The following is a 22,201-nucleotide window of genomic DNA, read 5'->3' on the forward strand; positions in this document are numbered from 1 at the left end:
CTCAGTGGGGCACCGGGCCGGGCGCTACCTCGTCGGAGGGCCGTCGCTGTTCCAGAAATCGCTCCGTGTCGAGCACGGCCTCCTCGGCGGGCAGCGCCCTGAACACCCAGGTGCGGTAGGACCAGAAGCGGAACAGCGTGGCGATCCCGATGCCGAGGATCTTGAAGACGTTGCTCTGGACCGGGCTGTTCCACCCGAAGCCGTACGTCGCCGCGTAGAGCACGCCCGTCTCGATCACCGCGCCCACGGCGCTGAACAGCAGGAAGAGCATGAGCTCGCGGGTCCGGCCGGTCTTGTCGCGGTCCCGGTAGGTCCAGTAGCGGAAGCCGACGTAGTTGAAGAGGATGGCGACGACCGTCCCCATCAGCCCGGCCCGCACCACCGGAATGTCCGTCGTGCGCCAGATCAGGTTGGAGACGGCGATGTTGACGACCAGCCCGAGTGCGCCGACCGCGCCGAACTTGGCGACCTCCCGGGCCAGCAGCTCAAGCCGGGCCCGCAGTGCGCCCCGTTCGCTCATGGTGATCGTTCAGCCCCGTCCGTTCGGTTTCGTCGACCCGGCCATGCTAACCAGCCCTCCTGCGCGGTGCCGGTGAGCCGCCGGGCCCGTGCGACGGGGCCCTCCGGTCCACGGGGGCGGGGGCCCGGACGGAGAGGGTCAGGGGCGCTCCCGCGCGCCCGATACCCTGGAGAGGTGACGTTCCCTGTAGTCGGCATGGTCGGCGGCGGCCAGCTCGCCCGAATGACCCACGAGGCGGGCATCCCCCTCGGCCTGAAATTCAAGCTCCTGAGTGACACCCCCCAGGATTCGGCCGCCCAGGTGGTCGGCGAAGTCGTCGTAGGCGACTACCGCGACCTGGAGACACTGCGGGCCTTCGCGCGCGGCTGCGACGTGATCACCTTCGATCACGAGCATGTGCCGACCGAGCACCTGCGGGCCCTGGAGGCGGACGGCATCCCCGTGCGCCCCGGCCCCGACGCCCTGGTGCACGCTCAGGACAAGGGGGTGATGCGCGCCAGACTCGCGGAGATCGGAGCGCCGTGCCCCCGCAACCGGATCGTGGCGGACCCGGCGGACGCCGCGGCTTTCGCGGACGAGGTGGGCGGCTTCCCCGTCATCCTCAAGACGGTCCGCGGCGGCTACGACGGCAAGGGCGTGTGGGTGGTCCGCTCCGAGGCGGACGCCGCCGAGCCCTTCCGGGCCGGTGTCCCCGTCCTCGCCGAGGAGAAGGTCGACTTCACGCGGGAGCTGGCGGCCAACATCGTCCGCTCGCCGCACGGCCAGGCCGTCGCCTACCCCGTCGTGGAGTCCGTCCAGGTGGACGGCGTCTGCGACACGGTCATCGCCCCGGCGCCCGACCTGGACGAGCGGCTGGCCGGCGAGGCCCAGCAGCTCGCGCTGCGGATCGCCGCCGAGCTCGGCGTGGTGGGACACCTCGCGGTGGAGCTCTTCGAGACCCGCGGACCCGACGGGAAGCCCGGCATCCTGGTGAACGAGCTCGCGATGCGTCCGCACAACTCGGGGCACTGGACCCAGGACGGTGCGGTCACCTCGCAGTTCGCCAACCACGTGCGGGCCGTCCTCGACCTCCCGCTGGGCGACCCCAGGCCCCGTGCCACCTGGACGGTCATGTGCAACGTCCTCGGCGGCGACTACCCGGACATGTACCAGGCGTACCTGCACTGCATGGCCCGCGACCCGGGGCTCAAGATCCACATGTACGGCAAGGACGTGAAGCCCGGCCGCAAGGTGGGGCACGTCAACACCTACGGCGACGATCTGGCGGACGTGCGGGAGCGCGCCCGGCACGCGGCCGACTACCTGCGAGGAACGATCACCGAATGACCGCACCAGGCTCCGCACCCGTCGTCGGCATCGTCATGGGATCGGACTCCGACTGGCCCGTGATGGAGGCGGCCGCCAAGGCCCTCGACGAGTTCGAGATCCCCTACGAGGTCGACGTCGTCTCCGCCCACCGGATGCCGCACGAGATGATCGCGTACGGCGAGAAGGCCGCGGACCGCGGCCTCAAGGCGATCATCGCGGGGGCGGGCGGCGCGGCCCACCTGCCCGGCATGCTGGCCTCCGTCACCCCGCTGCCGGTGATCGGCGTCCCGGTCCCGCTGAAGTACCTCGACGGCATGGACAGCCTGCTCTCCATCGTCCAGATGCCGGCCGGCGTCCCCGTCGCCACCGTCTCCGTCGGCGGCGCCCGCAACGCGGGTCTGCTCGCGGCCCGCATCCTCGCCGCCCATGACGGCGAGTTGCTGGCACGGATGAAGGACTTCCAGCAGGAGCTCAAGGACCAGGCGACGGAGAAGGGCAAGCGGCTGCGGGCCAAGACCCAGGGCGCGGACTCCTTCGGCTTCGGGAAGTAGGCCCGTATGAGCACCTCCGACAACCTGGCCCGGGCCCGTGCCCTGCTCGACGGCAACCCCGTCGTCGACGGCCACAACGACCTCCCCTGGGCCCTGCGCGAGCAGGCCGGCTACGACCTCGACGCCCGGGACATCTCCCGCGACCAGACCGGCATCCTGCACACCGACATCCCCCGGCTGCGGGCCGGCGGCGTCGGCGCGCAGTTCTGGTCCGTCTACGTCCCGCCGAGCCGGGCCGGGGACGACGCGGTCAGCGCCACGCTGGAGCAGATCGACGTGGTCGCCGAGATGCTCGCGCGCTACCCGGACGACCTGCGGCGCGCCCTGACCGCCGACGACATGGAGAAGGCCCGCGCCGAGGGCCGTATCGCCTCCCTGATGGGGGCCGAGGGCGGCCACTCCATCAACAACTCGCTGGGCACCCTGCGCGCCCTGCACACCCTCGGCGTCCGCTACATGACGCTCACGCACAACGACAACACCGACTGGGCGGACTCGGCGACCGACTCCCCGCGCGTCGGCGGCCTGTCGGAGTTCGGGCGTGAGGTCGTACGCGAGATGAACCGCGTCGGGATGCTGGTCGACCTCTCCCACGTGGCGGCCACCACGATGCGGGACGCGCTCGCCACCTCGGTGGCACCGGTGATCTTCTCGCACTCCTCCGCGCGGGCGGTCTGCGACCACCCGCGCAACATCCCCGACGACGTGCTGCGGATGCTCGCGGCCAACGGCGGGGTGGCGATGGCGACCTTCGTACCGAAGTTCGTCCTGCCGGCGGCCGTGGAGTGGACGCTGGCCGCCGACCGAAACATGCGGGAACACGGTCTGCACCACCTGGACACCACGCAGGCCGCCATGCGGATCCACGCCGACTTCGAGGCGCAGAACCCCCGCCCGATGGCCACTCCGGGCACGATCGCCGACCACCTCGACCACATGCGCGAGATCGCCGGGGTCGACCACATCGGCATCGGCGGCGACTACGACGGCACGGCCTTCCTCCCGCTGGACCTGGAGGACGTCTCCGGCTATCCGTACCTGATCGCCGAGCTGCTCACGCGCGGCTGGTCGGAGCGCGACATCGCCAAGCTGACGTGGCAGAACGCGGTCCGGGTCCTGCGCGACGCGGAGGCGGTCTCCCGTGACCTGAGCGCCCGGACCGGCCCGTCGCACGCGACGATCGACGAGCTGGACGGTCCCGCCCGCTGACGGCGTGCGACCGATGCGAGGAGGCGGCGGCCCACCGGGCCGCCGCCTCCTCCGTGCTTCAGGCTCCGGGTCAGGCCTTCGGGCGGCCCATCGCCCGGTACGTCCAGCCGGCCTCGCGCCACACCGCGGGGTCCAGCGCGTTGCGGCCGTCCAGGATGATCCGCCGCCCGGCCACCTCGCCCAGCGCCGCCACGTCCAGCTCCCGGAACTCACGCCACTCCGTCAGGTGGAGCACGACGTCCGCGCCCCGCACCGCGTCCAGTGCCGTGTCCGCGTAGCCGAGGGTCGGGAAGAGCCTGCGGGCGTTGTCCATGCCCTTCGGGTCGAAGACGGTGACCTGACCGCCCTGCAGGTGGATCTGCCCGGCCACGTTCAGCGCGGGCGAGTCGCGTACGTCGTCGGAGTCCGGCTTGAAGGTGGCGCCCAGCACCGCGACGCGCGTGCCGAGGAACGAGCCCCCGCCCACCGCCTCTCGGGCCAGCTCCACCATGTGGCCGCGCCGGCGCATGTTGATGGAGTCGACCTCCCGCAGGAAGGTCAGCGCCTGGTCGGCGCCCAGCTCACCGGCGCGTGCCATGAAGGCCCGGATGTCCTTGGGCAGGCAGCCCCCGCCGAAGCCGATCCCGGCCCGCAGGAACTTGCTTCCGATGCGCTCGTCGTGGCCGATCGCCTCGGCGAGCTTCACCACGTCGCCGTCGGCGGCCTCGCAGACCTCGGCCATCGCGTTGATGAAGGAGATCTTGGTGGCGAGGAAGGAGTTGGCGGAGGTCTTCACGAGCTCGGCGGTCGGGAAGTCCGTCACCACGAAGGGGGAGCCCTCGGCGATCGGTCCCGCGTACACCTCGCGCAGCAGCTTCTCGGCCCGCTCGCTCTCGACCCCGATCACGACGCGGTCCGGGTGCAGCGTGTCCTTCACCGCGAAGCCCTCGCGCAGGAACTCCGGGTTCCAGGCCAGCTCCGCGCCCGTGCCCGCCGGCGCCAGCTCGGCCAGCCGTGCCGCCAGCCGGGCCGCGGAGCCCACCGGGACGGTGGACTTGCCGACGACCAGGGCGGGCCGGGTCAGCTGGGGGGCCAGCGATTCGAAGGCGCTGTCCACGTAGCTCATGTCGCAGGCGTACTCGCCGTGCTTCTGGGGAGTGTTCACGCAGACGAAGTGCACATCGCCGAACGCGCCGATCTCCTCCCAGGAGGTGGTGAACCGCAGCCGCCCGGTGGATCCCTCGATGCCCGCCACGTGCTTCCGCAGGATCTCCTCGAGCCCCGGCTCGTACATGGGCACCCTGCCCGCCGAGAGCATCTCGATCTTCTCGGGCACGACGTCGAGCCCGAGGACTTCGAAGCCCAGCTCCGCCATGGCCGCGGCATGGGTGGCGCCGAGGTAGCCGGTGCCGATCACGGTGATCCTGAGGGCCATGGGTGCTCCTGAACGATGCGGACAGACGTGCGGAGCCGAGCATAACCGTGCGTGCGGAACGCTGTTTTCCGGCCGTCTTCCCGACCGTCGCCGGTCTGTCGGATAGCTCACGTGCCCCGCCCGTATGCCTCCGCTCGGCCGGGCCACTAAAATTGGGTTACTTAACGGTAGTTAGCATCCTTGGGGAGTGAACATCTTGGCGGGTTCGACCGATTTCGACCTGTACCGTCCGGCCGAGGAGCACGACATGCTCCGCGAGACGATCCGTTCGCTCGCCGAGGCGAAGATCGCCCCGCACGCCGCCGCGGTGGACGAGGAGGGGCGCTTCCCGCGTGAGGCGCTGGACGCGCTGGTCGCCTCGGACCTGCACGCGGTCCACGTCCCGGAGGAGTACGGCGGCGCGGGCGCCGACGCGCTCGCCACGGTCATCGTGATCGAGGAGGTGGCCCGCGTCTGCGCGTCGTCCTCCCTGATCCCGGCCGTGAACAAGCTGGGTTCGCTCCCGGTGATCCTCTCCGGCTCCGAGGACCTCAAGAAGAAGTACCTGGGCCCGCTCGCCAAGGGCGACGCGATGTTCTCGTACGCCCTCTCGGAGCCGGACGCCGGCTCCGACGCGGCGGGCATGAAGACCAAGGCCGTGCGCGACGGGGACTTCTGGGTCCTCAACGGCGTGAAGCGCTGGATCACCAACGCGGGCGAGTCCGAGTACTACACGGTGATGGCCGTCACCGACCCGACGAAGCGCTCCAAGGGCATCTCGGCGTTCGTCGTCGAGAAGTCCGACGAGGGCGTCTCCTTCGGCGCCCCGGAGAAGAAGCTCGGCATCAAGGGCTCCCCGACGCGCGAGGTCTACCTCGACAACGTCCGCATCCCCGCCGACCGCATGATCGGCGAGGAGGGCACCGGCTTCGCCACCGCGATGAAGACCCTGGACCACACCCGCATCACGATCGCGGCCCAGGCGCTCGGCATCGCCCAGGGCGCCCTCGACTACGCCAAGGGCTACGTCCAGGAGCGCAAGCAGTTCGGCAAGCCGATCGCCGACTTCCAGGGCATCCAGTTCATGCTCGCCGACATGGCCATGAAGCTGGAGGCGGCCCGCCAGCTCACCTACAGCGCCGCCGCCAAGTCCGAGCGCCTCGACGGCGACCTGACCTTCTTCGGTGCCGCGGCCAAGTGCTTCGCCTCCGACGTCGCCATGGAGGTCACCACGGACGCCGTGCAGCTCCTCGGCGGCTACGGCTACACCCGTGACTACCCGGTCGAGCGCATGATGCGCGACGCCAAGATCACGCAGATCTACGAGGGCACCAACCAGGTCCAGCGGATCGTCATGGCCCGCAACCTGCCGTAACGGCGTCCACGCGGCGTACCGAGGCCCCCCGGCGTCATGCCGGGGGGCCTCGGTGCGGTGCGGCGTCATCGCGCGGGCGTCCCCGCGCGATGGTGCGGCCCGTCGGAAGCGAGGGTCAGCAGGGCTTGGTCGCCCCGTTGTCGCTCAGGTTGCCGTCGTAGATCCAGCCGTTGATCTGGGTGCCGTCGATGCGCGCGTGGGTCCACGTGTTGCCCGAGGAGTTGACCACGTAGCAGTGGTACCAGAGCTTCGCGCTGTAGACGGTGGCCGTCGTGGGGCAGCCCTCGTTCGGGCCGGTGCGCAGCGGCGCGGAGCTGCCCGACACGTAGCCGGAGCCGGCGTCGTTGTTGGACCACGACGGGTGCGTGCACGCGTCGGCGCCGGCGACCGCGGCGCCCGCGGTCGGAGCGGAGACGAGGGTGGCCGAGGCGGCCAGGAGGGGCAGGGCGAGGGCGGTCCACATCTTGCGTCTCATCGTGTTCCCCGTTCATGGATCGGCCGCCTGTTTGCGGCCTCCGGTTTCGGACAGGACGTGACGCTAGGGGCTGGAGTGGATGCTGTGACAGGTGCATATCAGTCACCGGGTTACCGGGAGCTGAACGCGGCGCAAAGTCGGTGCAACCTCCGGGGCGTGATCCTTGTGGTCTGCATGTACCGGCGGGGAGGGGGTGCGCGGTCCGACCGGATCGAGCCCCTGCCCGCCACCCGCGAGGGGGTGGAGGATCGGCGTCCGCCGGGGACGGCGGCCGAGAACACCTCATGTTCAAGCGGAGTTCGAGGTTCAGCGGGTGTGCCGGGCCGGCGCCGGTCGTGCGGCCTCCGGCACCACAGGGCGAAGGGCGGGCCGGGGAGATACCCGGCCCGCCCTTCGCCCTGTGACGCCGGCGGTCAGCTGCCCTTGACCGTGACCTTCTCGTCGTTCTTCAGCTGCTCCACGAGCTGCTTGACCTTGTCCTTGTCCCAGACCAGGTTGCCGTTCACGCTCTGGCCCGTGAGCGGGATGTTCATCGACGTGCCCTCGCCGCCCGTGACGCCCTTCATCGCGAAGAACATGTTGCCGAGCGACCAGAGCGACATGTCCTTGTCCACGACCAGGGTGTCCAGGCCCGCGCCCATCGTCGGGTAGAGCTTGAACGGGTTGAGGATCGTCGACGGGGTCGCCGTCTGGGAGGCCAGCGCCGCGAGGAACTTCTGCTGGTTCTTCGTGCGGTCCAGGTCGCTGCCCGCGAAGGCGTACCGGGTGCGGACGAAGGCGAGGGACTGCTCGCCGTTCAGCGTCTGCTTGCCGGCCTGGAAGTCGGCGCCGGACTTCTTGTCCTTGAAGGCCTTGGGGATGTCCATCTCGACGCCGCCGATGGCGTCCACGATGTTGGCGAAGCCGCCGAAGCCGATCTCGACGTAGTGGTCGATGTGCAGGCCGGTGTTGAACTCGACCGTGCGGACGAGGAGCTCCGGGCCGTCCTCGGCGTATGCGGCGTTCAGCTTCGTCGTGCGGCCCGTGCCCGCGAACTTCTTGCCGGACTCGGAGCCGATGAACGAGGGGATCTCGACGTTCGAGTCGCGCGGGAGCGAGACCAGCGTCGGGCCGTTGGAGCCGTCGTGCAGGATCATCATCGAGTCGGTCCGCTTGCCCTCGGCTGAACCGGTGTGCAGCTTCTTCTTGTCCTCGTCCGTCATGCCCTCACGGCTGTCGGAGCCGACGATGAGGTAGTTCGTGCCGTCGCCCTCGGAGGGGCGTTCGATGACCTTGGAGAGATCGACCTCGCGCTTGAGCTTGCCGTCGGCCCAGAAGTACGTGCCGACGGAGACGGCGAGCACGACGACCACCAGGGTGAGCACGCCCACCTTGATGCGCCGGCCCCAGTCCGGGGCGGGGCGGGTCCGGACGTAGCCGGCGTCCCCGCCGCGGCCGCCGCCGCCCTGGCCGCCGCCGTAGACCTGGCCCGTGTTGTAGCCGCTGTCGTAACCGGGGGTCTCGCCGTAGCCGTCGTACCCCTGTCCCTGCTGCGGGGGGATCCGGGGCGGGGACTGCGGGGGTGCGGGGCGCCGCCGGACGTGCGGCATGGCACGGGCACCCTCGGGCTGCGGGCTTCCGCTGCCCCGCCCGTAGCGCTCGCCGGGTCCGCCGTTCCGTCCTTCGGGCCAATCGCTCATGCGGACCAGTGTGCCGCCTCGCCCTGTGCCTCTTACAGGGTGTACGGAGGATCGGGTCACGGCTGTTGCGAAGCTGATGCAATGCAACCGGACGCAAGCCCCCGCATAAGGTGGAGGGCATGACAGATCAGTCCCAGCCACCGGAGGGCGATATTCCGGTCAAGCCGACCTCGGCCTCCCGGACCACCCTCAGCCACATCATGACCGGCAACGACACCAACCTCCTGGGTACGGTGCACGGCGGGGTGATCATGAAGCTGGTCGACGACGCGGCCGGGGCGGTCGCGGGCCGGCACTCCGGTGGTCCGGCGGTGACGGCCTCGATGGACGAGATGGTCTTCCTGGAGCCGGTGCGCGTGGGTGACCTCGTCCACGTCCGTGCCCAGGTGAACTGGACCGGCCGCTCCTCGATGGAGGTCGGCGTCCGCGTCATGGCCGAGCGGTGGAACGAGTCGACCCCCGCCCAGCAGGTCGGCAGCGCCTACCTGGTGTTCGCCGCGGTGGACGAGGAGGGCAAGCCGCGCCGCGTACCGCAGGTGGCCCCCGAGACGGAGCGCGACAAGCGGCGCTACCAGGAGGCGCAGATCAGGCGCACGCACCGCCTCGCCCGCCGCCGCGCGATCAAGGAGCTGCGGGAGCAGCGGGCCGCCGAGGGCATCGACGACTGACGAGCCGGTCGCGGTCCTCGCGTCCTCGCGGGCTGCGACCTGCCCCGGACGAGGGTGCGGACGAGGTGCGGGCGACGCCCGCCCGGGTGCGGTGGACCGGTGCCACCGCGCTCTCAGCGGGGCACGCGCAGCCGTTCCAGCAGGGCGTCCTCGGCCTGCTCCGCCCCGGGCTCCTCCCAGAACGTGACGGGCACGCCCCGGATGTGCCGGCCCCGGGGGTCCAGGAGGTGGCCGGCGATCTTGAGCTGCCACAGGGCCACCGCCCGGTCCACGACGTCGAGCTCGGGAAAGCGGTCCGCCAGCCGGGCCTCGAAGGCCCCGATGTCCTCGGCGGAACGCAGCCACACCGTGAGCATCAGGTTGTGCGGGCCCGTCAGGGAGGCGCAGAGCCGGGTCTCACGCATCCGGATGAGCTGGGAGGCGATGCGTGCGGTCTCGCCGGCCGGGGCGATGCCCCAGAGGGTGACGGAGATCGGCCAGCCGGAGAGGTAGCGGGCCACCTCGCAGCGGTAGACGAGCGCGTCCTGCCGGTGCATGCGGTCCAGCCTGCGGCGCACGGTGGAGGGGCTGACGCCCAGGCGTTCGGCGAGGCGGGCGGCGGGCTGCCGGAAGTCCTCGCTCAGCAGCAGGTAGAGCCTGGTGTCCAGCGCGTCGGGGGCGGGCAGCCCGCGCCGGGGCATGGCCGGTCCCCGGTCCTTCGCCAGCAGGTCCTGGCTGTCGGGGTCCAGCCGGTCCAGCCGCCATCGGCTGCCCTCGGTGTGGACGGCCGTCGCCGTCTGGGACCGGGTGGCCGACACCCCGGGCAGCCGGCCGAGCCGGAAGCCGACGTACCGGGCGAGCACCGCCAGGTCCGGGAAGGCCGCGGTGAGCACCAGGTCCCGGGCCCCGGTGACGTGCTCGATGGTGATCAGGTGCGGGTCGTCGGCGATCTCGGCCGCCACGTCGTGCAGGGCTCCGGCGGCGCAGTCGACCTCGATGAACGCGATGATCGGCACCGTCGGCCCGACCGCCACCGTGTAACAGCTGAGCCAGGCGTGTCCGGCCTCCGTGAGCCGGTTCCAGCGGCGCGCCGCTGTCGAGGCGTCCACCCCGAGCACCTTCCCGATCTGCGCCCACTCGGCCCGCGGGGAGGTCTGGAGCGCGGTGATGAGGAGGTAGTCCAGCTCGTCCAGCGGCTCCGGCTGCTCCGTGCGCAGCAGGCGCTCGGGGAACGCGGTGGCTGCGAGGCCGGTGGATTCATGCGTCGGTCGGCTCATGAACAGCGCTTTCCTGCGGATGATCATGGACAAGGGGTTCCGTTCCGCACGATACGCGCATGTCCTTGCTCCACGAGGCCCGTGACCTCGCCCCCGCCCTGACCGCCCTGCGTCACGCCCTGCACCGCGAACCGGAACTCGGCCTCGACCTGCCGCTGACCCAGGCGAAGATCCTCGCCGCGCTGGACGGCCTGGGCCTGGAGATACGTACCGGCACGGCGCTGAGCTCGGTCACCGCCGTGCTGCGCGGCGGCCGGCCGGGCCCCGCCGTGCTGCTCCGCGGTGACATGGACGCCCTCCCCGTCCAGGAGGACACGGGGCTTCCGTACGCCTCGGTCCTCGACGGCCGGATGCACGCCTGCGGCCACGACCTGCACGTCACCGGGCTCGTCGGTGCCGCCCGGCTGCTGGCCGCCCGGCGCGAGGAGCTCGCCGGGGACGTCGTCCTCATGTTCCAGCCCGGCGAGGAGGGCCAGGGCGGCGCGCAGATCATGATCGACGAGGGTGTCCTCGACGCCGCCGGGGACCGGGTCGTCGCCGCCTACGCGCTCCACGTCATCTCCACCGGCGCGCCCACCGGCTTCGCGGCGACCCGCCCGGGGCCCATGCTCGCCGCCTCCGACGCCGTCGAGGTCACGGTGCGCGGCCGGGGCGGCCACGGCTCCTCGCCGCACTCCGCGGCCGACCCGGTGCCCGCGCTGTGCGCGATGGTGACGGCACTCCAGACGGCCGTCACGCGGGAGATCGACGTCTTCGACCCGGCCGTCGTCACCGTCGGGAGGATCGAGGCGGGCACCGCCGCCAACGTCATCCCGGAGACCGCACGCTTCGCCGCCACGGTGCGGACCTTCTCCGACGCCTCCCACGCCCGGGTCCGCGCCGCCTTCGAGAGGACCGTGCGGGGCGTGGCCGCCGCCCACGGTGTGACCGCCGACATCGACTACGTCGAGCAGTACCCGCCGACCGTCAACGACGCGGACGAGGCGGCCTTCGCCCTGGAGACCGCCCGGCAGGTCCTGGGCGAGGGACACGTCTTCGAGGCGCCCAAGCCGATGGCGGGAGCGGAGGACTTCTCCTTCGTCCTGCGGAACGTGCCCGGCGCCTTCGTCGGCCTCGGCGCCTGCCCGCCCGGCACCGACCCGGCCACCGCCCCCATGAACCACTCGCCGCAGGCCGTCTACGACGACGACGCGCTGCCGCACGCCGCCGCCCTCCTCGCCGGTCTGGCGCTGCGCCGGCTCGGCACCCCGCTCGCGCGGGTGAGCGGGGTCTCCACCGGGACCGCGTCCGCCCCCGCCTCCCCGCAGGAGTAGCCGCATGACCGCCACCGCCACCCCGCCGCCGGAAGCTCCTGCCGAGCAGCCACTGCCCGCGTCCGTCACCGCCGTCGTCGGGCTCCTCGTCCTCTTCGAGGTGACCAGCGGATTCCTGCAGGTCGGCCTCGCCCCGCTGCTGCCGGACCTGGCCGGCCACCTCGGCATCGGCTCGGCCGCCCTGAACTGGGTCGTCTCCGTGCAGCTGCTGGCGGCGGCCGTGTGCGTCCCGCTCTTCGGCCGGCTCGGCGACCTGCACGGTCACCGGCGGATGCTCCGTATCGCCCTGGCCCTGATCGCGGTGGGCACCGTCGTGGTCGCGCTCGCCCCGGACTACGCGACGCTCCTCGCCGGCCGTGTGCTCCAGGGGCCGATCGCCGCCCTGCTGCCCCTGGAGATCGCCCTCGTGCGCGACCGGCTCCCGGTCGCCGACGCGCGGCGGGCGATCGCCCGGCTGGTGGGTGCGCTGACGGTGGGTGCGATGGCCGGCGGTGTCGTGATGGGCCTCGTGGACTCCGCCTTCGGCAGTCTGCGGCTGACCCTGCTGGTACCGGCCGCGCTCGCCGTGATCTGTGTGCCCGTCTCCTTCGTCGCGGTGCCGGAGTCGCGGAACAGGGCGGGCGGCCGGGTGGACCGGGCCGGGGTGGTGCTTCTCGGCGGCGCCATGGTGGCCCTGCTCGGCGGGGTGTCCGGGGCGGAGGGCGGCTCCTGGGTCTCCCTGCGGGTCCTGGGGCCCGTGGCGCTCGGTCTCGGCCTGCTGGCCGTCTGGGTGCTGGTGGAACTGCGCTGCCCGGATCCCCTGGTCGACGTACGGGCGCTGGCGGACAGGACCACGGCCCCGTTCTACTGCGCGGCCTTCCTGTTCGGTGTCTTCTACTTCGGGAGTCAGGCGCCCAACTCGACCTTCTACGCGGCGGACCCGGAGACCACCGGGTACGGGTTCGGGCTGAGCGCGCTCTCCATCTCGCTCGTCCTGCTGCCAGGTGCCGTGGGCAGCGTCGTCGGCTCGCTGGGCACGGCGGCCCTCGCCCGGCGGATCGGCTACCGGCCCACGCTGATGGCGGCGTTCGGGCTGGTGGCCCTGACCTTCCTGCAGTTCGCCTTCGTGCACGAGGAGATCTGGCAGATGGCGGCAGGGTCGGCGTTCACCGGTCTGGGCATCGGACTGGCCCTCGGAGCGATGCCGACGGTGATCGTCGAGGCGTCCGACCCGGCCAGGACAGGCATCGCCGCCGCGCTCTACAACAACGTGAAGACGCTGGGCGGAGCCGTGGCGGGCGGTGTCTTCGCCACCCTGCTCGGAGCGTTCCACTCGGACTCCACCGGCGAACCGGGCGAGGGCGGCTACACGGTTCTCTGGCTGGCCGCCTCCGCCGCAGCGGTCGTCGCCCTCGCGGCGACCGCGTTCGCTCGGCGCCGCGAGGGCTGACCCGACGCGTACGGCGCCCCCGAGGGTGTCCGGGTTCGTACGGTGCTCCCGTGGCGGTCCGGGTCGGTACTGCGCCCCGGTGGGTGTCCGGGTTCGTACGGTGCTGCGGTCGGTGTCCGTGCCCCGAGGGCCCGGCACGGTCAGGGGCAGACCACCTGGTCGCCCGTGACCGTGCCGAACTCACCGCGCCCCGGGTCCTCCGCCTTCACCCGCTTTACCTTGGTGAAGTCCGAGCCCGCCGTGACCTCCATCGTCGCGCCCTGCCCCTTCACCGCCCTCAGCTCGCAGCCGGGCAGCGCCGTGGCCAGGGACTTCGCCGACCGGTCCCACCTCGGGTCGTAGGTGACCTGGGTGCGGGTCAGATTGCTCGGGCCGCCGTTCAGCGGGGCACGGGTGGTGTTGAAGCCGGTGGCGCGCAGCCCTGCGTCGACCTCCTGGCCGAGCCCGTCCTTGGGGGTCCCGTTGTAGACCTGCACCCGGATCTGTTCCGGGGCGACGTCGACGAGCGTCGCCCTGGGCTGCTTCGGCAGGTGCGGGGCGAGCGGCCGGTCCTCACGCAGGGCCTGGAACATCTTCTTCGACTTCGCGGCGTCCCACTTCACCGTGGAGCCGATCCCCTTGACCGGGAAGCCCTTCTCCTCCAGGGGGACGGAGGCGAATTCCGACGAGGCCGGGGTGAAGCTCCGCATGGCCTTGCCGAGCTCCAGCATCTGCTCCGTACCGAAGCCCTTGTCGGCGCGGACCGATTCGAGCATCGAGCCGGCGACCTGCTGGAACTTCACCGGGTTCATCAGCACACCGCTGCTCGTCGTCCGCTTGATCAGCGCGGCCATGAACTTCTGCTGGCGCTGCATCCGGCCCAGGTCGGCCGCCCCGTCGAGATGGCGGGAGCGCACGTACTGGAGCGCCTGCCCGCCGTCGAGCTCGTGGGTGCCCGCCGTCAGGTCCAGGCCGGTGTAGGGGTCCTTGAGCGGCTTGGCGGTGCAGATCTCCACCCCGCCCAGGGTGTCGACCGTCTTCATGAAGCTGGTGAAGTCGACCTCCAGGTAGTGGTCGATCTTGACACCCGTCATCTGCTCGACGGTCCGCACCGTGAGGTGCGGTCCGCCCTCGGCGTAGGCGGCGTTCAGCTTCACCGGATGGGGGGAGTGCTCCTTGCCCGTGGTGCCGTCGGTGTGCGCCGGGAGCTCGGCGTAGCTGTCGCGCGGAAGGCTGACGACGCTGGCGCGCTGCTTGTCGGCCGAGACGTGGACGAGCATGAGGGTGTCGGTGCAGTGACAGGGCGCACCGCCCAGCTTGTACTTCTTCTTCTCCGCCGCGGTGATCTTGTCGCGGCCGTCCGTGCCGACGAGCAGGAAGTTCATGCCGTGGCCCCCCTGGGGGCGGTTCTTCATGTCCTTGAACGGGTCGACCCGGTCGATCCCCGTCTCCAGACCGCTCACCACGGCGTGGCCGATCCCGCCGGCGCCCAGCACCAGCACGGACAGCCCGGTGGCGACCCGCATCCCCCACCGGGGTGGCGGCTTCCGGCCGCCCGCCCGGTTCCGGGTCGCCGAGCGGCCGCCGGTGCCGGCGCCCGGCTGCCCTGGGGCCCTGCGGTGCGGGGGAGCGGTGCGGGGGTGCGGTGGACGGGGCGATCGGTGCGGCGTGGGCACGAGGGACACCTCCGCGGTGCGAGTGGGACTTTCGCACGGTAGGCCCATACGATCTGCAGACCGGGAGGAGACCCGGCGGCGCGCGCCGCTGTCCCCCGTTCGCGGTAACGTGGCGGCCGAATCACGCCGCCTCCTGGGGTGCGAAACCCCCGGAACCCTGGCACCCCCGAGGACCCCCCGAGGACCACATGTCTGCCGCGCAGTACCCCGCCGTCTCCGTGATCATGCCGGTGCTCAACGAGGAACGCCATCTCAGGAACTCGGTCCGGCACATCCTGGAGCAGGAGTACGCCGGTGAGATGGAGGTGGTGATCGCACTCGGCCCCTCGACCGACCGGACGGACGAGATCGCCGCCGAGCTGGTCCGGGAGGACTCCCGGGTCCACACCGTCCTCAATCCGACCGGCCGCACCCCGGCCGCGCTCAATGCCGCGATCAAGGCGTCGCGTCACCCGATCGTGGTACGGGTGGACGGCCACGGCATGCTCTCGCCGAACTACATCGCGACGGCGGTCCGGCTCCTGGAGGAGACCGGCGCGCAGAACGTCGGCGGCATCATGAACGCCGAGGGCGAGAACGCCTGGGAGGACGCCGTCGCCGCAGCGATGACGTCGAGGATCGGCGTCGGCAACGCGGCGTTCCACACCGGCGGCGAGGCCGGCCCGGCCGAGACCGTGTTCCTCGGGGTCTTCCGCCGGGAGGCGCTGGAGCGGGCCGACGGCTACAACGTGGAGTTCATCCGCGCCCAGGACTGGGAGCTGAACTTCCGCATCCGCGAGGCGGGCGGCCTGATCTGGTTTTCGCCCGAGCTGAAGGTGCAGTACCGCCCGAGGCCCAGCGTGCGTGCGCTCGCCAAGCAGTACAAGGACTACGGCCGCTGGCGCCACGTCGTGGCCCGCTACCACTCCGGTTCGATCAACCTGCGCTACCTGGCCCCGCCGGCCGCCGTCTGCGCCATCGCGGCGGGTGTCGTCGTGGGCGCCGCCGTCACCCCGTGGGCGTTCGTCGTGCCGGCCGGGTACGTCGCGGCGATCGTCGCCGGGTCGCTGCCCGCCGGGAAGGGCCTGCCGCTGAAGGCGCGGGCACAGATCCCCGTGGCGCTGGCCACCATGCACATGTCCTGGGGATACGGCTTCCTGACCAGCCCCCGCTCGCTGGCGAAGAAGGTCATCGCCAGCCGTCGTCCGGCCGTACGCGAGCAGACGGTCTGACCGCGGGAGACAGCGGCGAAGGGCCCCGCCGGCGCCGGCGGGGCCCTTCACGCGTCCGCGGCGCCGCTACCAGGTGTAGTTCGGGTTGACGTGCATGCACGCCTTCTCGTCCGCGCCGTTGAGCGGGTTCGCCGACTCCGGGGTCTTCTCCTCGGCCGCCTTCGCCGGGTAGGCCTCGTCCTCGCGCCAGTCCGCTCCCACCGCCAGCACGACGCCCGAGACGTCGGTCGACTTCTTCACCTGGGACACCGGGATGCCGAGCGCCTTGGCGACCGCCTGGGCGTCACCCTCCATGTCCGCGCTGGGGTAGAGGATGCCGGTCGTGGCGGCCGGCTCGACGTTCGAGGAGTCGACGGACGCCTTGGCGAAGCCCGCTTCCGTGAGCAGGTCCTTGACCGTGGTCGCACGGCCCTGGGCGGGGCCGAGGACGTCCGTGGCGGAGGCGTTGCGCACACTGACGGCGATCTCGTCGGCGGGGGCCGCGGCGTCCTTGGTGACCGGCGTCTTGCGCTTGGACGCCTTTCCGTCCAGCGGGATGTCCTCACGGATCATCCGGAACACCTGCTCGGCCTCTTCCGCCTTCGGGTACACGCGACCGGAGTTGACCCCCGTGCCGTAGACGTTGGGCATGGTCGTCATCGTGATCCGGTCCGTCGGGGCCTTCTTGAGCTCCTCCGCCAGGTCGTACAGCTTCTTGACCGTGTCGAGCCCCTTGTCGACCGTCAGCGCGCTGGTGGCAGCCTCGGCGAGGTTCATCAGCTTTCCGGGGTCGGTGAGCTTGGTGCCCTTGCGCAGCTCACGGACCATCGAGTTCAGGTACTGGTGCTGCGCCTTGGTCCGGCCGAGGTCCGTGTTGTCCTCGAAGCCGTACCGCGTGCGCAGCCACTGGAGCGCCTGCTCGCCCTGGACGGAGGTCGTGCCCTCCTTCAGCTTCAGCCCCGACCCCTTCCCGCCGCTCCTCGACAGGATGTTGGCGTCGACGCAGACCGGGACGCCGCCGACCGCGTCGGCCATGGAGACCACACCCGCGAAGTCGATCATCATGAAGTGGTCGATGGTGATGCCGGTGAGCTCGTACCAGGCGGCCACGGTGCACCCGGGGCCACCGCGGCCCAGGCTCTCGTTGGTCTGTACGTCGACCGTGCCGGCCGCGTACACCTTGCCCGATTCGGGATCGGTGCACTTGGGCATCTTCAGCATGGTGTCGCGCGGCATGCTGAGCACGGAGATGTTGCTCCGGTCCGCGGAGAGGTGGAGCAGCATCTGCACGTCGGCGAGCGGCGTGCCGCCGAAGGTCTCCTTCGCGCCGCCCAGCTTCTGGTTGGCCTTGGAGTCCCGGGCGTCCGATCCGATGAGCAGGACGTTCAGGGGCGTCTGTCCGGCCGAGTTGGCCTTGTGGTCGGCCATCTCCTTGTCACCGAGCGTCAGGTCCTCTTTGCGGATGTTCCCGTTGAGGTGCTTGTAGTACAGGTAACCGGCACCGCCGGTGCCGAGTATCAGCAGTGAGAGAACGGCGGCCACCCAGCGGAGTATGCGCCGCTTACCCCCCTTGGGGGCCCGGCGGTCGGTCCGGCCCTGCTGCGGCGGGCCGGACCGGCTCCGCCGCCCGCGACCGCTCCGTCCGGCAGGGGCGTCCGGACCGCCGGACGCGGCCTGCCCGTCGTGCCGGCCGCGCGGCCGTGTCCCCTCCCCGCGTACGCTGCTCCGTCCCACCAGGACCCCCCTGCTCCTCAGAATTCCGCTGATGCGCGACGACTCCCGTCACTTCGCGCATTCCGCCGTGTCGGCACTGGCCCGCTGGATGTCTTCCGGCGCCTTTGCCGGACCGGCGACGGGGATGCCCGCGCCCTTGAAGTCGGCCCCGAGGGTCAGCACCATTGCCTGGAGACCCTCGGCGTCCGCCGTGCCCTGCTTGAGCGCGGTGGCGGGCAGGCCCATCATGTCCGCGAGCGCGCGGGCCTGGTCCGCCTGGTTCGGCGCGTACGCCAGCGTCGTCCTGGCGATCTTCGCCGGGGCGTTCGCCTTGTTCGTGGACTTCGGTACGCCCTGTTCGTTCTGGAGCCAGGTGACGGTCGCCCCCGCCGCGCCGGGGATGTGGCCGCCGTTGAGGACGTCGACCCGGATGTCGGCCGGCTCGGCCCTGCTGCCCTGGAGGACCGCTTCCTGCTTGGTCCTGGCCGCCTTCTCCTTCTTCTTCACCTCGGTCAGGGAGGTGTCGGAGCGCAACATCGCGAAGAGCTGCTCGGTCTTCTCCGGCTCCACGACCACGGTGACGGGCTTCGGCTCGGCCGGGTTGTCCTTCACCGGCATCGTGACGAAGGTGATGTTCTTCGTGTCGATCGCGCCGAGCTCCCGGGCGAGCGAGGTCAGCTTCTTGATCGATCCGATCCCGGAGTCGACGGTGAGCGCCTTGGTCGCCGCGTCCGCGAGCGTGTAGAGCTTGCCCGGGTCGGTGAGGGTGTCGTCGGACTTCATCTGCCGGATCATGGAGCCGATGAACTGCTGCTGGGCCTTGATCCTGTCGAGGTCGCTCTGGTTCTGGAAGGCGTGCCGGGTGCGGACGAAGGCCAGGGCGTCCTCGCCCTCGATCGTGGACTCGCCCTTCGGGAGGTCGAGGTGCGAGTCGGGGTCCTTGACGGCTTGGGCGACGCAGACCTTCACCCCGCCGACCGCGGTGGAGAGCGTCTTGACCGCGTTGAAGTCGACCATCATGAAGTGGTCGACCGACAGGCCCGTGATCTCCTTGACGGTGCGCATCGTGCAGCCGGGATCGCGCCCGTCCTGGCCGAGGCTGACGTTGAAGCGCACGCCCTGCGAGCCGGGTATGACCTTCTCCGAACCGTCCGCCTGCTTGGTGGTGCAGTCGGGGACGTCCGTGATCAGGTCCCGGGGGATGCTCATCGCCGTCGCGTTGGTGCGGTCCGCGGAGACATGGAAGAGGATGTTCGTGTCGGCGTGGCCCTCGCTGCCCTTGTCGCCGTACCCCTCGTTCCCCTTGCCGGTCCGCTTGTCCGTGCCGATGACCAGGATGTCGAGCGGCCCGTCGCCGGCGACGTTCTTGCTGCCCGCGTCACCGATGTCGACGGTGTCGAGGTTGCCGTTGAACTTCTGGTAGAGGGCGTACGCCCCGGCCGATCCGGCGACGACGACGAAGGCCATGACCCCGCCGGTCCACAACAGGGCCTTCCTCCGCCGCGACTTCGGAGGCCTGCGGGTGCCGCGGCCGGTCTCCCGGCCACGGGCGCCCTCCGCCGCACGCCGGCTCCGCTGGGAGGGCACCTCGCCGCGGGAAGCCGTCGGTTCACGCCGTACGCCGGACCGGTCCGGCGTACGGGAACGGCCGTGGGGGCCGGACGGCTCTCTTCCGGAGTTGTCCGGTCGCAGTTCGTAAGTGCCGGTGTGCGGGTCGAGCACCCACTGGTCTGCGGGGTCGACATCCTCCGCCCGCCCACGGCTATGCGCATCCACGGTTGCCTGAATCCTCCGTCGGTGCCACGCGGGACGCTTCCCCCGACAGGGCGCCCGGTCGCTCGCTCCGGCCGTGCGCGGTCTGATGACCACGAGTACCGGATCGCGTCACACTATCCGGCGGAATCAGCCACAGGGGACGCGCGTGACACATTCCACGCTCCTTATAACCGGGCATTCCGCCTATTCCCCTCCGATTGGCGCCCATCGTTTGAGAATTGCTTTACGCGCCGCATGGGTCGTCCGCCGCATTCGACCCCGAATAGGTGGGAGCAGGCGTCGGGCTCCCGTCCGTATCGGCGGGCTTTTCTCCGGACGGGTCGTTCTCGGAGCTGTGATCCGCCTGTGAATCCCCGGAATCGGCCTTTTCGGCGGGGACCACGGCCACGGGTTCGTCCTTGCGCAGCTGGGTGAACAGCCGGTCCGCGTCCGGCTGTACGAGCTCGTCGCGATTCCGGTCGGCCCGGTACTCCCGCCGGGGCACGGTCAGGAACTGCACCTTCTCCGTCGGCACGTTCCGCATCCCGCGCACCAGGTCGTACAGGTCCCTCAGGGAGTCGAGGCCGGGGTCCGTGGTGAGTGACTTGGTCGCCGCGTCCAGCACCGGGTAGAGCCGCGTCGGGTTCAGCAGGACGCCGTTGCTCTGCATCTTGTTGACGAGGGCACCCAGGAACTTCTGCTGACGGTCCATGCGCTCGGTGTCGCTGCCGTTGCCGATGGACTTGCGGGCCCGTACGTATCCCAGGGCCGCCTCGCCGTCGAGTTCCTGGCGCCCCGCGGGGAGCTTGAGATGGGCGTCGTCGTCGTCGACGGGCTCCTTGAGGCAGACCTCGACACCGTCGACCGCGTCGACCATGTCCTTGAAGCCGTTGAAGTCGATGACCATGTGGTGGTCGACGCGAATGCCCGTCATCTTCTCGACCGTGCGGATCGTGCAAGCCGTGCCACCCAGCTCGAAGGCCCAGTTGAACTGGGCGAACTGCGCCTTCGTGGCCTTGCCGCCCGTCGTGTGGCAGCTGGGGATCTCGGTCATCAGGTCACGAGGGATCGACACCGCGGTCGCGCTCCTGCGGTCGGCCGCGAGGTGCAGCAGGATCGTCGTGTCCGAGCGCTGACTGCCGCCGTCGTCCCGTCCGTAGGCGCTGTTCTCGCCGGAGCGGGTGTCCGAGCCGATGAGCAGGATGTTCTGGGCGTTCCGCGCGATGGGCAGCGGGCGGTCCTTCTCGTACGCCTTGAGCTCGGCGGCCGCGCTGGTGTCGGTCGTGATGTTGCCGTCGAGCTTCCGGTACAGCCACCAGCCGACCCCGGCGGCGACCAGGACGAGGAAGGAGGCGGCGAGAGCGGTCCAGCGGAGCCAGTGGCTCCTGCCTTCCCGCGCGGGGCGCTCGGACCAGGTGCCGTCCGCGCCCGCGGTGTCCCCGGGCCCGCCGGCGTCTCCGGTGTCCTCCGCCGGTCCGTCCCCGCCGGGGGTCCGCCCCTGCTTGTCCTCGGCGGGGGCGTCCTTCTGGGGGGCGGCCCCGGACGCGTCCGGCGACTCGCCGGCCGGCCCGCCCCCGGCCGGGTCGTCCGGGCGGTCCGGTTCGGCCGGGGTACCGGGGCTGTCGCTCACGTCTGCGTCCATCCTTCATGTTCGGCGGCGCGATGAGCCGCCGGTCGCAGAAGTAGACGGCTGAACCTCACGCTTGGTTGTGCATGCAGGGGGCGTTCCCTGGCGGTGCCACGTACCGCCTGATCATGTACTGCCGTCGGTGCTCAGTCCCGGGGGCTCGGCCCGCCCTGGGCCGGACGAGTGGCCTTCAGGGCGCTTGTCATACCGCAGTGTTGGTGATCCGCTCGCTTTCGGTGCGCTGGGCCAGCGCACCGGCGTCCAGCTGCCCGAGGTGGCGGCACAGGACCACGGAGCCCCCCGCGGCCAACGGTGCGAAGAGTCCGGCGGAGAGTCCCTCCCACGTGTCGTACGAGCGCCCCGTCAGGAGCCTCGCACCCGGGCCGAGCCCCAGCTCCGCCGCGTCCTCACGGGCCCGGGCCACCAGCTGGTCCGCCGTCAGGCCCACGCCGCCCACGGTCAGTGCGGGGGCTGCCGGGTCCACCGGGGCGAACGGGGCGAAGCGGTCGCCCTGGCCCGGCACCTCCACCGCGTAGTCGGCGAACCCCTCGGGCGTCTGCGGGAACCGGCCGCCCAGCGGGCGCAGGGCCAGCGCGACGCGCTCGCCCCGGCAGGCGCGGGCCCGGTCGAGTGAGTCGGGTCCGCTGACGACCAGGTCGGCGGAGGCCGGGTCGCCCTGGACCTCGGCGACCACGCCCACCGACGAGCAGGCGAGCAGCCAGACGGCCGACTGCCAGTGCGCGGGGAGCAGCAGGGCGAGCCGGTCGCCAGGCTCGGCGGCCAGGTCGCCCTGGAGCAGGTTGGCGGTCTTGGCCACCCAATTGGCGAAGGTGGCCACCGACAGTTCGACGCGCTCTCCGGTTGCGTCGTCGTAGAAGGTGACGAGGGGGCGGGCCGGGTCCGCGGCGAGCGCGGATCGCAGCAGGTCGGCGGGGGTGCGATCACTGGCGTTCATCCGCGCAAGGGTACGCGGCGGGCGCGGGCCCGACCGTGCGTGACGGGTGCCCCGTACACCGGTTCGGCAGACGGTGTGTCAAGTGAGCGCGACGGCACTCCAGTAGCCGGAAATGACGGATTCCGTCAAG

At 71.3% G+C, this 22,201-nt stretch carries 18 protein-coding genes; 8 read left to right on the forward strand and 10 right to left on the reverse strand.

Annotation, left to right across the window (positions count from 1 at the left end):
- Position 1 precedes the first annotated feature (1 nt).
- Positions 2-520, reverse strand: coding sequence for a GtrA family protein (locus ACFC51_RS23880; RefSeq protein ID WP_376380654.1), 519 nt, complete (start codon positions 518-520; stop codon positions 2-4).
- Positions 521-694: 174 nt separating this feature from the next.
- On the opposite strand from ACFC51_RS23880, the gene ACFC51_RS23885 reads away from it, so the two are divergent.
- The 3 genes from ACFC51_RS23885 to ACFC51_RS23895 are packed head-to-tail and all read left to right on the forward strand — an operon-like array spanning position 695 to position 3,588.
- The gene (locus tag ACFC51_RS23885; RefSeq protein ID WP_376380657.1) at positions 695-1,846 is read left to right on the forward strand and encodes a 5-(carboxyamino)imidazole ribonucleotide synthase; all 1,152 of its coding nucleotides are present in this window, start codon (positions 695-697) and stop codon (positions 1,844-1,846) included.
- Complete coding sequence (purE, locus tag ACFC51_RS23890; protein WP_376380660.1) at positions 1,843-2,379, forward strand: 5-(carboxyamino)imidazole ribonucleotide mutase; 537 nt, start codon at positions 1,843-1,845, stop codon at positions 2,377-2,379. The genes ACFC51_RS23885 and purE overlap by 4 nt, the downstream gene beginning before the upstream one ends.
- Before the next feature lie 6 nt (positions 2,380-2,385).
- Positions 2,386-3,588: a dipeptidase gene (locus ACFC51_RS23895; RefSeq protein ID WP_376380663.1), complete on the forward strand. Its 1,203-nt coding sequence runs from the start codon at positions 2,386-2,388 to the stop codon at positions 3,586-3,588.
- A 70-nt stretch (positions 3,589-3,658) separates the two neighbouring features.
- On the opposite strand, the gene ACFC51_RS23900 is transcribed toward ACFC51_RS23895, so the two are convergent.
- Entirely contained in the window at positions 3,659-5,002 is a 1,344-nt protein-coding gene (locus ACFC51_RS23900) for a UDP-glucose dehydrogenase family protein (RefSeq protein WP_376380666.1), read from the reverse strand.
- A gap of 196 nt (positions 5,003-5,198) precedes the next feature.
- Here ACFC51_RS23900 and ACFC51_RS23905 point away from each other — a divergent pair, with 196 nt between their 5' ends.
- Positions 5,199-6,356, forward strand: a complete 1,158-nt coding sequence (locus tag ACFC51_RS23905; RefSeq protein ID WP_376380672.1) for an acyl-CoA dehydrogenase — start codon at positions 5,199-5,201, stop codon at positions 6,354-6,356.
- Between the two features lie 115 nt (positions 6,357-6,471).
- Here ACFC51_RS23905 and ACFC51_RS23910 read toward each other — a convergent pair whose 3' ends face one another.
- Both ACFC51_RS23910 and ACFC51_RS23915 read right to left on the reverse strand, forming a co-directional pair.
- Positions 6,472-6,831 carry an SH3 domain-containing protein gene (locus ACFC51_RS23910; RefSeq protein WP_376380669.1) on the reverse strand — a complete coding sequence of 120 codons (360 nt, stop codon included), beginning with the start codon at positions 6,829-6,831 and terminating at the stop codon, positions 6,472-6,474.
- A gap of 413 nt (positions 6,832-7,244) precedes the next feature.
- Positions 7,245-8,510: an LCP family protein gene (locus ACFC51_RS23915; protein WP_376379330.1), complete on the reverse strand. Its 1,266-nt coding sequence runs from the start codon at positions 8,508-8,510 to the stop codon at positions 7,245-7,247.
- A 119-nt stretch (positions 8,511-8,629) separates the two neighbouring features.
- Here ACFC51_RS23915 and ACFC51_RS23920 point away from each other — a divergent pair, with 119 nt between their 5' ends.
- Positions 8,630-9,178, forward strand: a complete 549-nt coding sequence (locus ACFC51_RS23920; protein WP_376379332.1) for an acyl-CoA thioesterase — start codon at positions 8,630-8,632, stop codon at positions 9,176-9,178.
- A gap of 113 nt (positions 9,179-9,291) precedes the next feature.
- On the opposite strand, the gene ACFC51_RS23925 is transcribed toward ACFC51_RS23920, so the two are convergent.
- Positions 9,292-10,434 (reverse strand): Lrp/AsnC family transcriptional regulator, encoded by a 1,143-nt coding sequence (locus ACFC51_RS23925; protein ID WP_376530674.1) that lies wholly within the window; start codon positions 10,432-10,434, stop codon positions 9,292-9,294.
- Positions 10,435-10,493: 59 nt separating this feature from the next.
- Between ACFC51_RS23925 and ACFC51_RS23930 the strand changes: the two genes are divergently transcribed.
- Together ACFC51_RS23930 and ACFC51_RS23935 are read left to right on the forward strand one after the other, a co-directional pair.
- Entirely contained in the window at positions 10,494-11,747 is a 1,254-nt protein-coding gene (locus tag ACFC51_RS23930; protein WP_376379338.1) for a M20 family metallopeptidase, read from the forward strand.
- 4 nt (positions 11,748-11,751) lie between these two features.
- Complete coding sequence (locus tag ACFC51_RS23935) at positions 11,752-13,176, forward strand: MFS transporter (RefSeq protein ID WP_376530676.1); 1,425 nt, start codon at positions 11,752-11,754, stop codon at positions 13,174-13,176.
- 140 nt (positions 13,177-13,316) lie between these two features.
- Here the strand turns inward: ACFC51_RS23935 and ACFC51_RS23940 are convergent, their stop codons facing one another.
- The gene (locus ACFC51_RS23940) at positions 13,317-14,681 is read right to left on the reverse strand and encodes an LCP family protein (protein WP_376379343.1); all 1,365 of its coding nucleotides are present in this window, start codon (positions 14,679-14,681) and stop codon (positions 13,317-13,319) included.
- A gap of 338 nt (positions 14,682-15,019) precedes the next feature.
- On the opposite strand from ACFC51_RS23940, the gene ACFC51_RS23945 reads away from it, so the two are divergent.
- Positions 15,020-16,042: a glycosyltransferase family 2 protein gene (locus ACFC51_RS23945; RefSeq protein ID WP_376379346.1), complete on the forward strand. Its 1,023-nt coding sequence runs from the start codon at positions 15,020-15,022 to the stop codon at positions 16,040-16,042.
- Between the two features lie 66 nt (positions 16,043-16,108).
- Here the strand turns inward: ACFC51_RS23945 and ACFC51_RS23950 are convergent, their stop codons facing one another.
- From ACFC51_RS23950 to ACFC51_RS23965, 4 genes are all read right to left on the reverse strand, one after another.
- A complete protein-coding gene (locus ACFC51_RS23950) occupies positions 16,109-17,755 on the reverse strand; it encodes an LCP family protein (protein ID WP_376530678.1) in 1,647 nt (548 codons plus the stop codon).
- A 48-nt stretch (positions 17,756-17,803) separates the two neighbouring features.
- Positions 17,804-19,510, reverse strand: coding sequence for an LCP family protein (locus ACFC51_RS23955; protein ID WP_376530680.1), 1,707 nt, complete (start codon positions 19,508-19,510; stop codon positions 17,804-17,806).
- A 223-nt stretch (positions 19,511-19,733) separates the two neighbouring features.
- Positions 19,734-21,131 (reverse strand): LCP family protein, encoded by a 1,398-nt coding sequence (locus tag ACFC51_RS23960; RefSeq protein ID WP_376379355.1) that lies wholly within the window; start codon positions 21,129-21,131, stop codon positions 19,734-19,736.
- A gap of 187 nt (positions 21,132-21,318) precedes the next feature.
- Positions 21,319-22,071, reverse strand: coding sequence for a TIGR03089 family protein (locus ACFC51_RS23965; RefSeq protein ID WP_376379358.1), 753 nt, complete (start codon positions 22,069-22,071; stop codon positions 21,319-21,321).
- Between the last annotated feature and the right edge of the window lie 130 nt (positions 22,072-22,201).

The sequence above is a fragment of the Streptomyces sp. NPDC055962 genome, assembly GCF_042270185.1.
GTDB lineage: Bacteria > Actinomycetota > Actinomycetes > Streptomycetales > Streptomycetaceae > Streptomyces.

Coding starts and splice junctions, on each gene's coding strand:
- ACFC51_RS23880 (WP_376380654.1), bottom strand. CDS start 520: ATGAGCGAACGGGGCGCACTGCGGGCCCGGCTTGAGCTGCTGGCCCGG.
- purE (WP_376380660.1), top strand. CDS start 1,843: ATGACCGCACCAGGCTCCGCACCCGTCGTCGGCATCGTCATGGGATCG.
- ACFC51_RS23895 (WP_376380663.1), top strand. CDS start 2,386: ATGAGCACCTCCGACAACCTGGCCCGGGCCCGTGCCCTGCTCGACGGC.
- ACFC51_RS23900 (WP_376380666.1), bottom strand. CDS start 5,002: ATGGCCCTCAGGATCACCGTGATCGGCACCGGCTACCTCGGCGCCACC.
- ACFC51_RS23910 (WP_376380669.1), bottom strand. CDS start 6,831: ATGAGACGCAAGATGTGGACCGCCCTCGCCCTGCCCCTCCTGGCCGCC.
- ACFC51_RS23915 (WP_376379330.1), bottom strand. CDS start 8,510: ATGAGCGATTGGCCCGAAGGACGGAACGGCGGACCCGGCGAGCGCTAC.
- ACFC51_RS23920 (WP_376379332.1), top strand. CDS start 8,630: ATGACAGATCAGTCCCAGCCACCGGAGGGCGATATTCCGGTCAAGCCG.
- ACFC51_RS23925 (WP_376530674.1), bottom strand. CDS start 10,434: ATGAGCCGACCGACGCATGAATCCACCGGCCTCGCAGCCACCGCGTTC.
- ACFC51_RS23930 (WP_376379338.1), top strand. CDS start 10,494: ATGTCCTTGCTCCACGAGGCCCGTGACCTCGCCCCCGCCCTGACCGCC.
- ACFC51_RS23935 (WP_376530676.1), top strand. CDS start 11,752: ATGACCGCCACCGCCACCCCGCCGCCGGAAGCTCCTGCCGAGCAGCCA.
- ACFC51_RS23940 (WP_376379343.1), bottom strand. CDS start 14,681: ATGCGGGTCGCCACCGGGCTGTCCGTGCTGGTGCTGGGCGCCGGCGGG.
- ACFC51_RS23945 (WP_376379346.1), top strand. CDS start 15,020: ATGTCTGCCGCGCAGTACCCCGCCGTCTCCGTGATCATGCCGGTGCTC.
- ACFC51_RS23960 (WP_376379355.1), bottom strand. CDS start 21,131: ATGGACGCAGACGTGAGCGACAGCCCCGGTACCCCGGCCGAACCGGAC.
- ACFC51_RS23965 (WP_376379358.1), bottom strand. CDS start 22,071: ATGAACGCCAGTGATCGCACCCCCGCCGACCTGCTGCGATCCGCGCTC.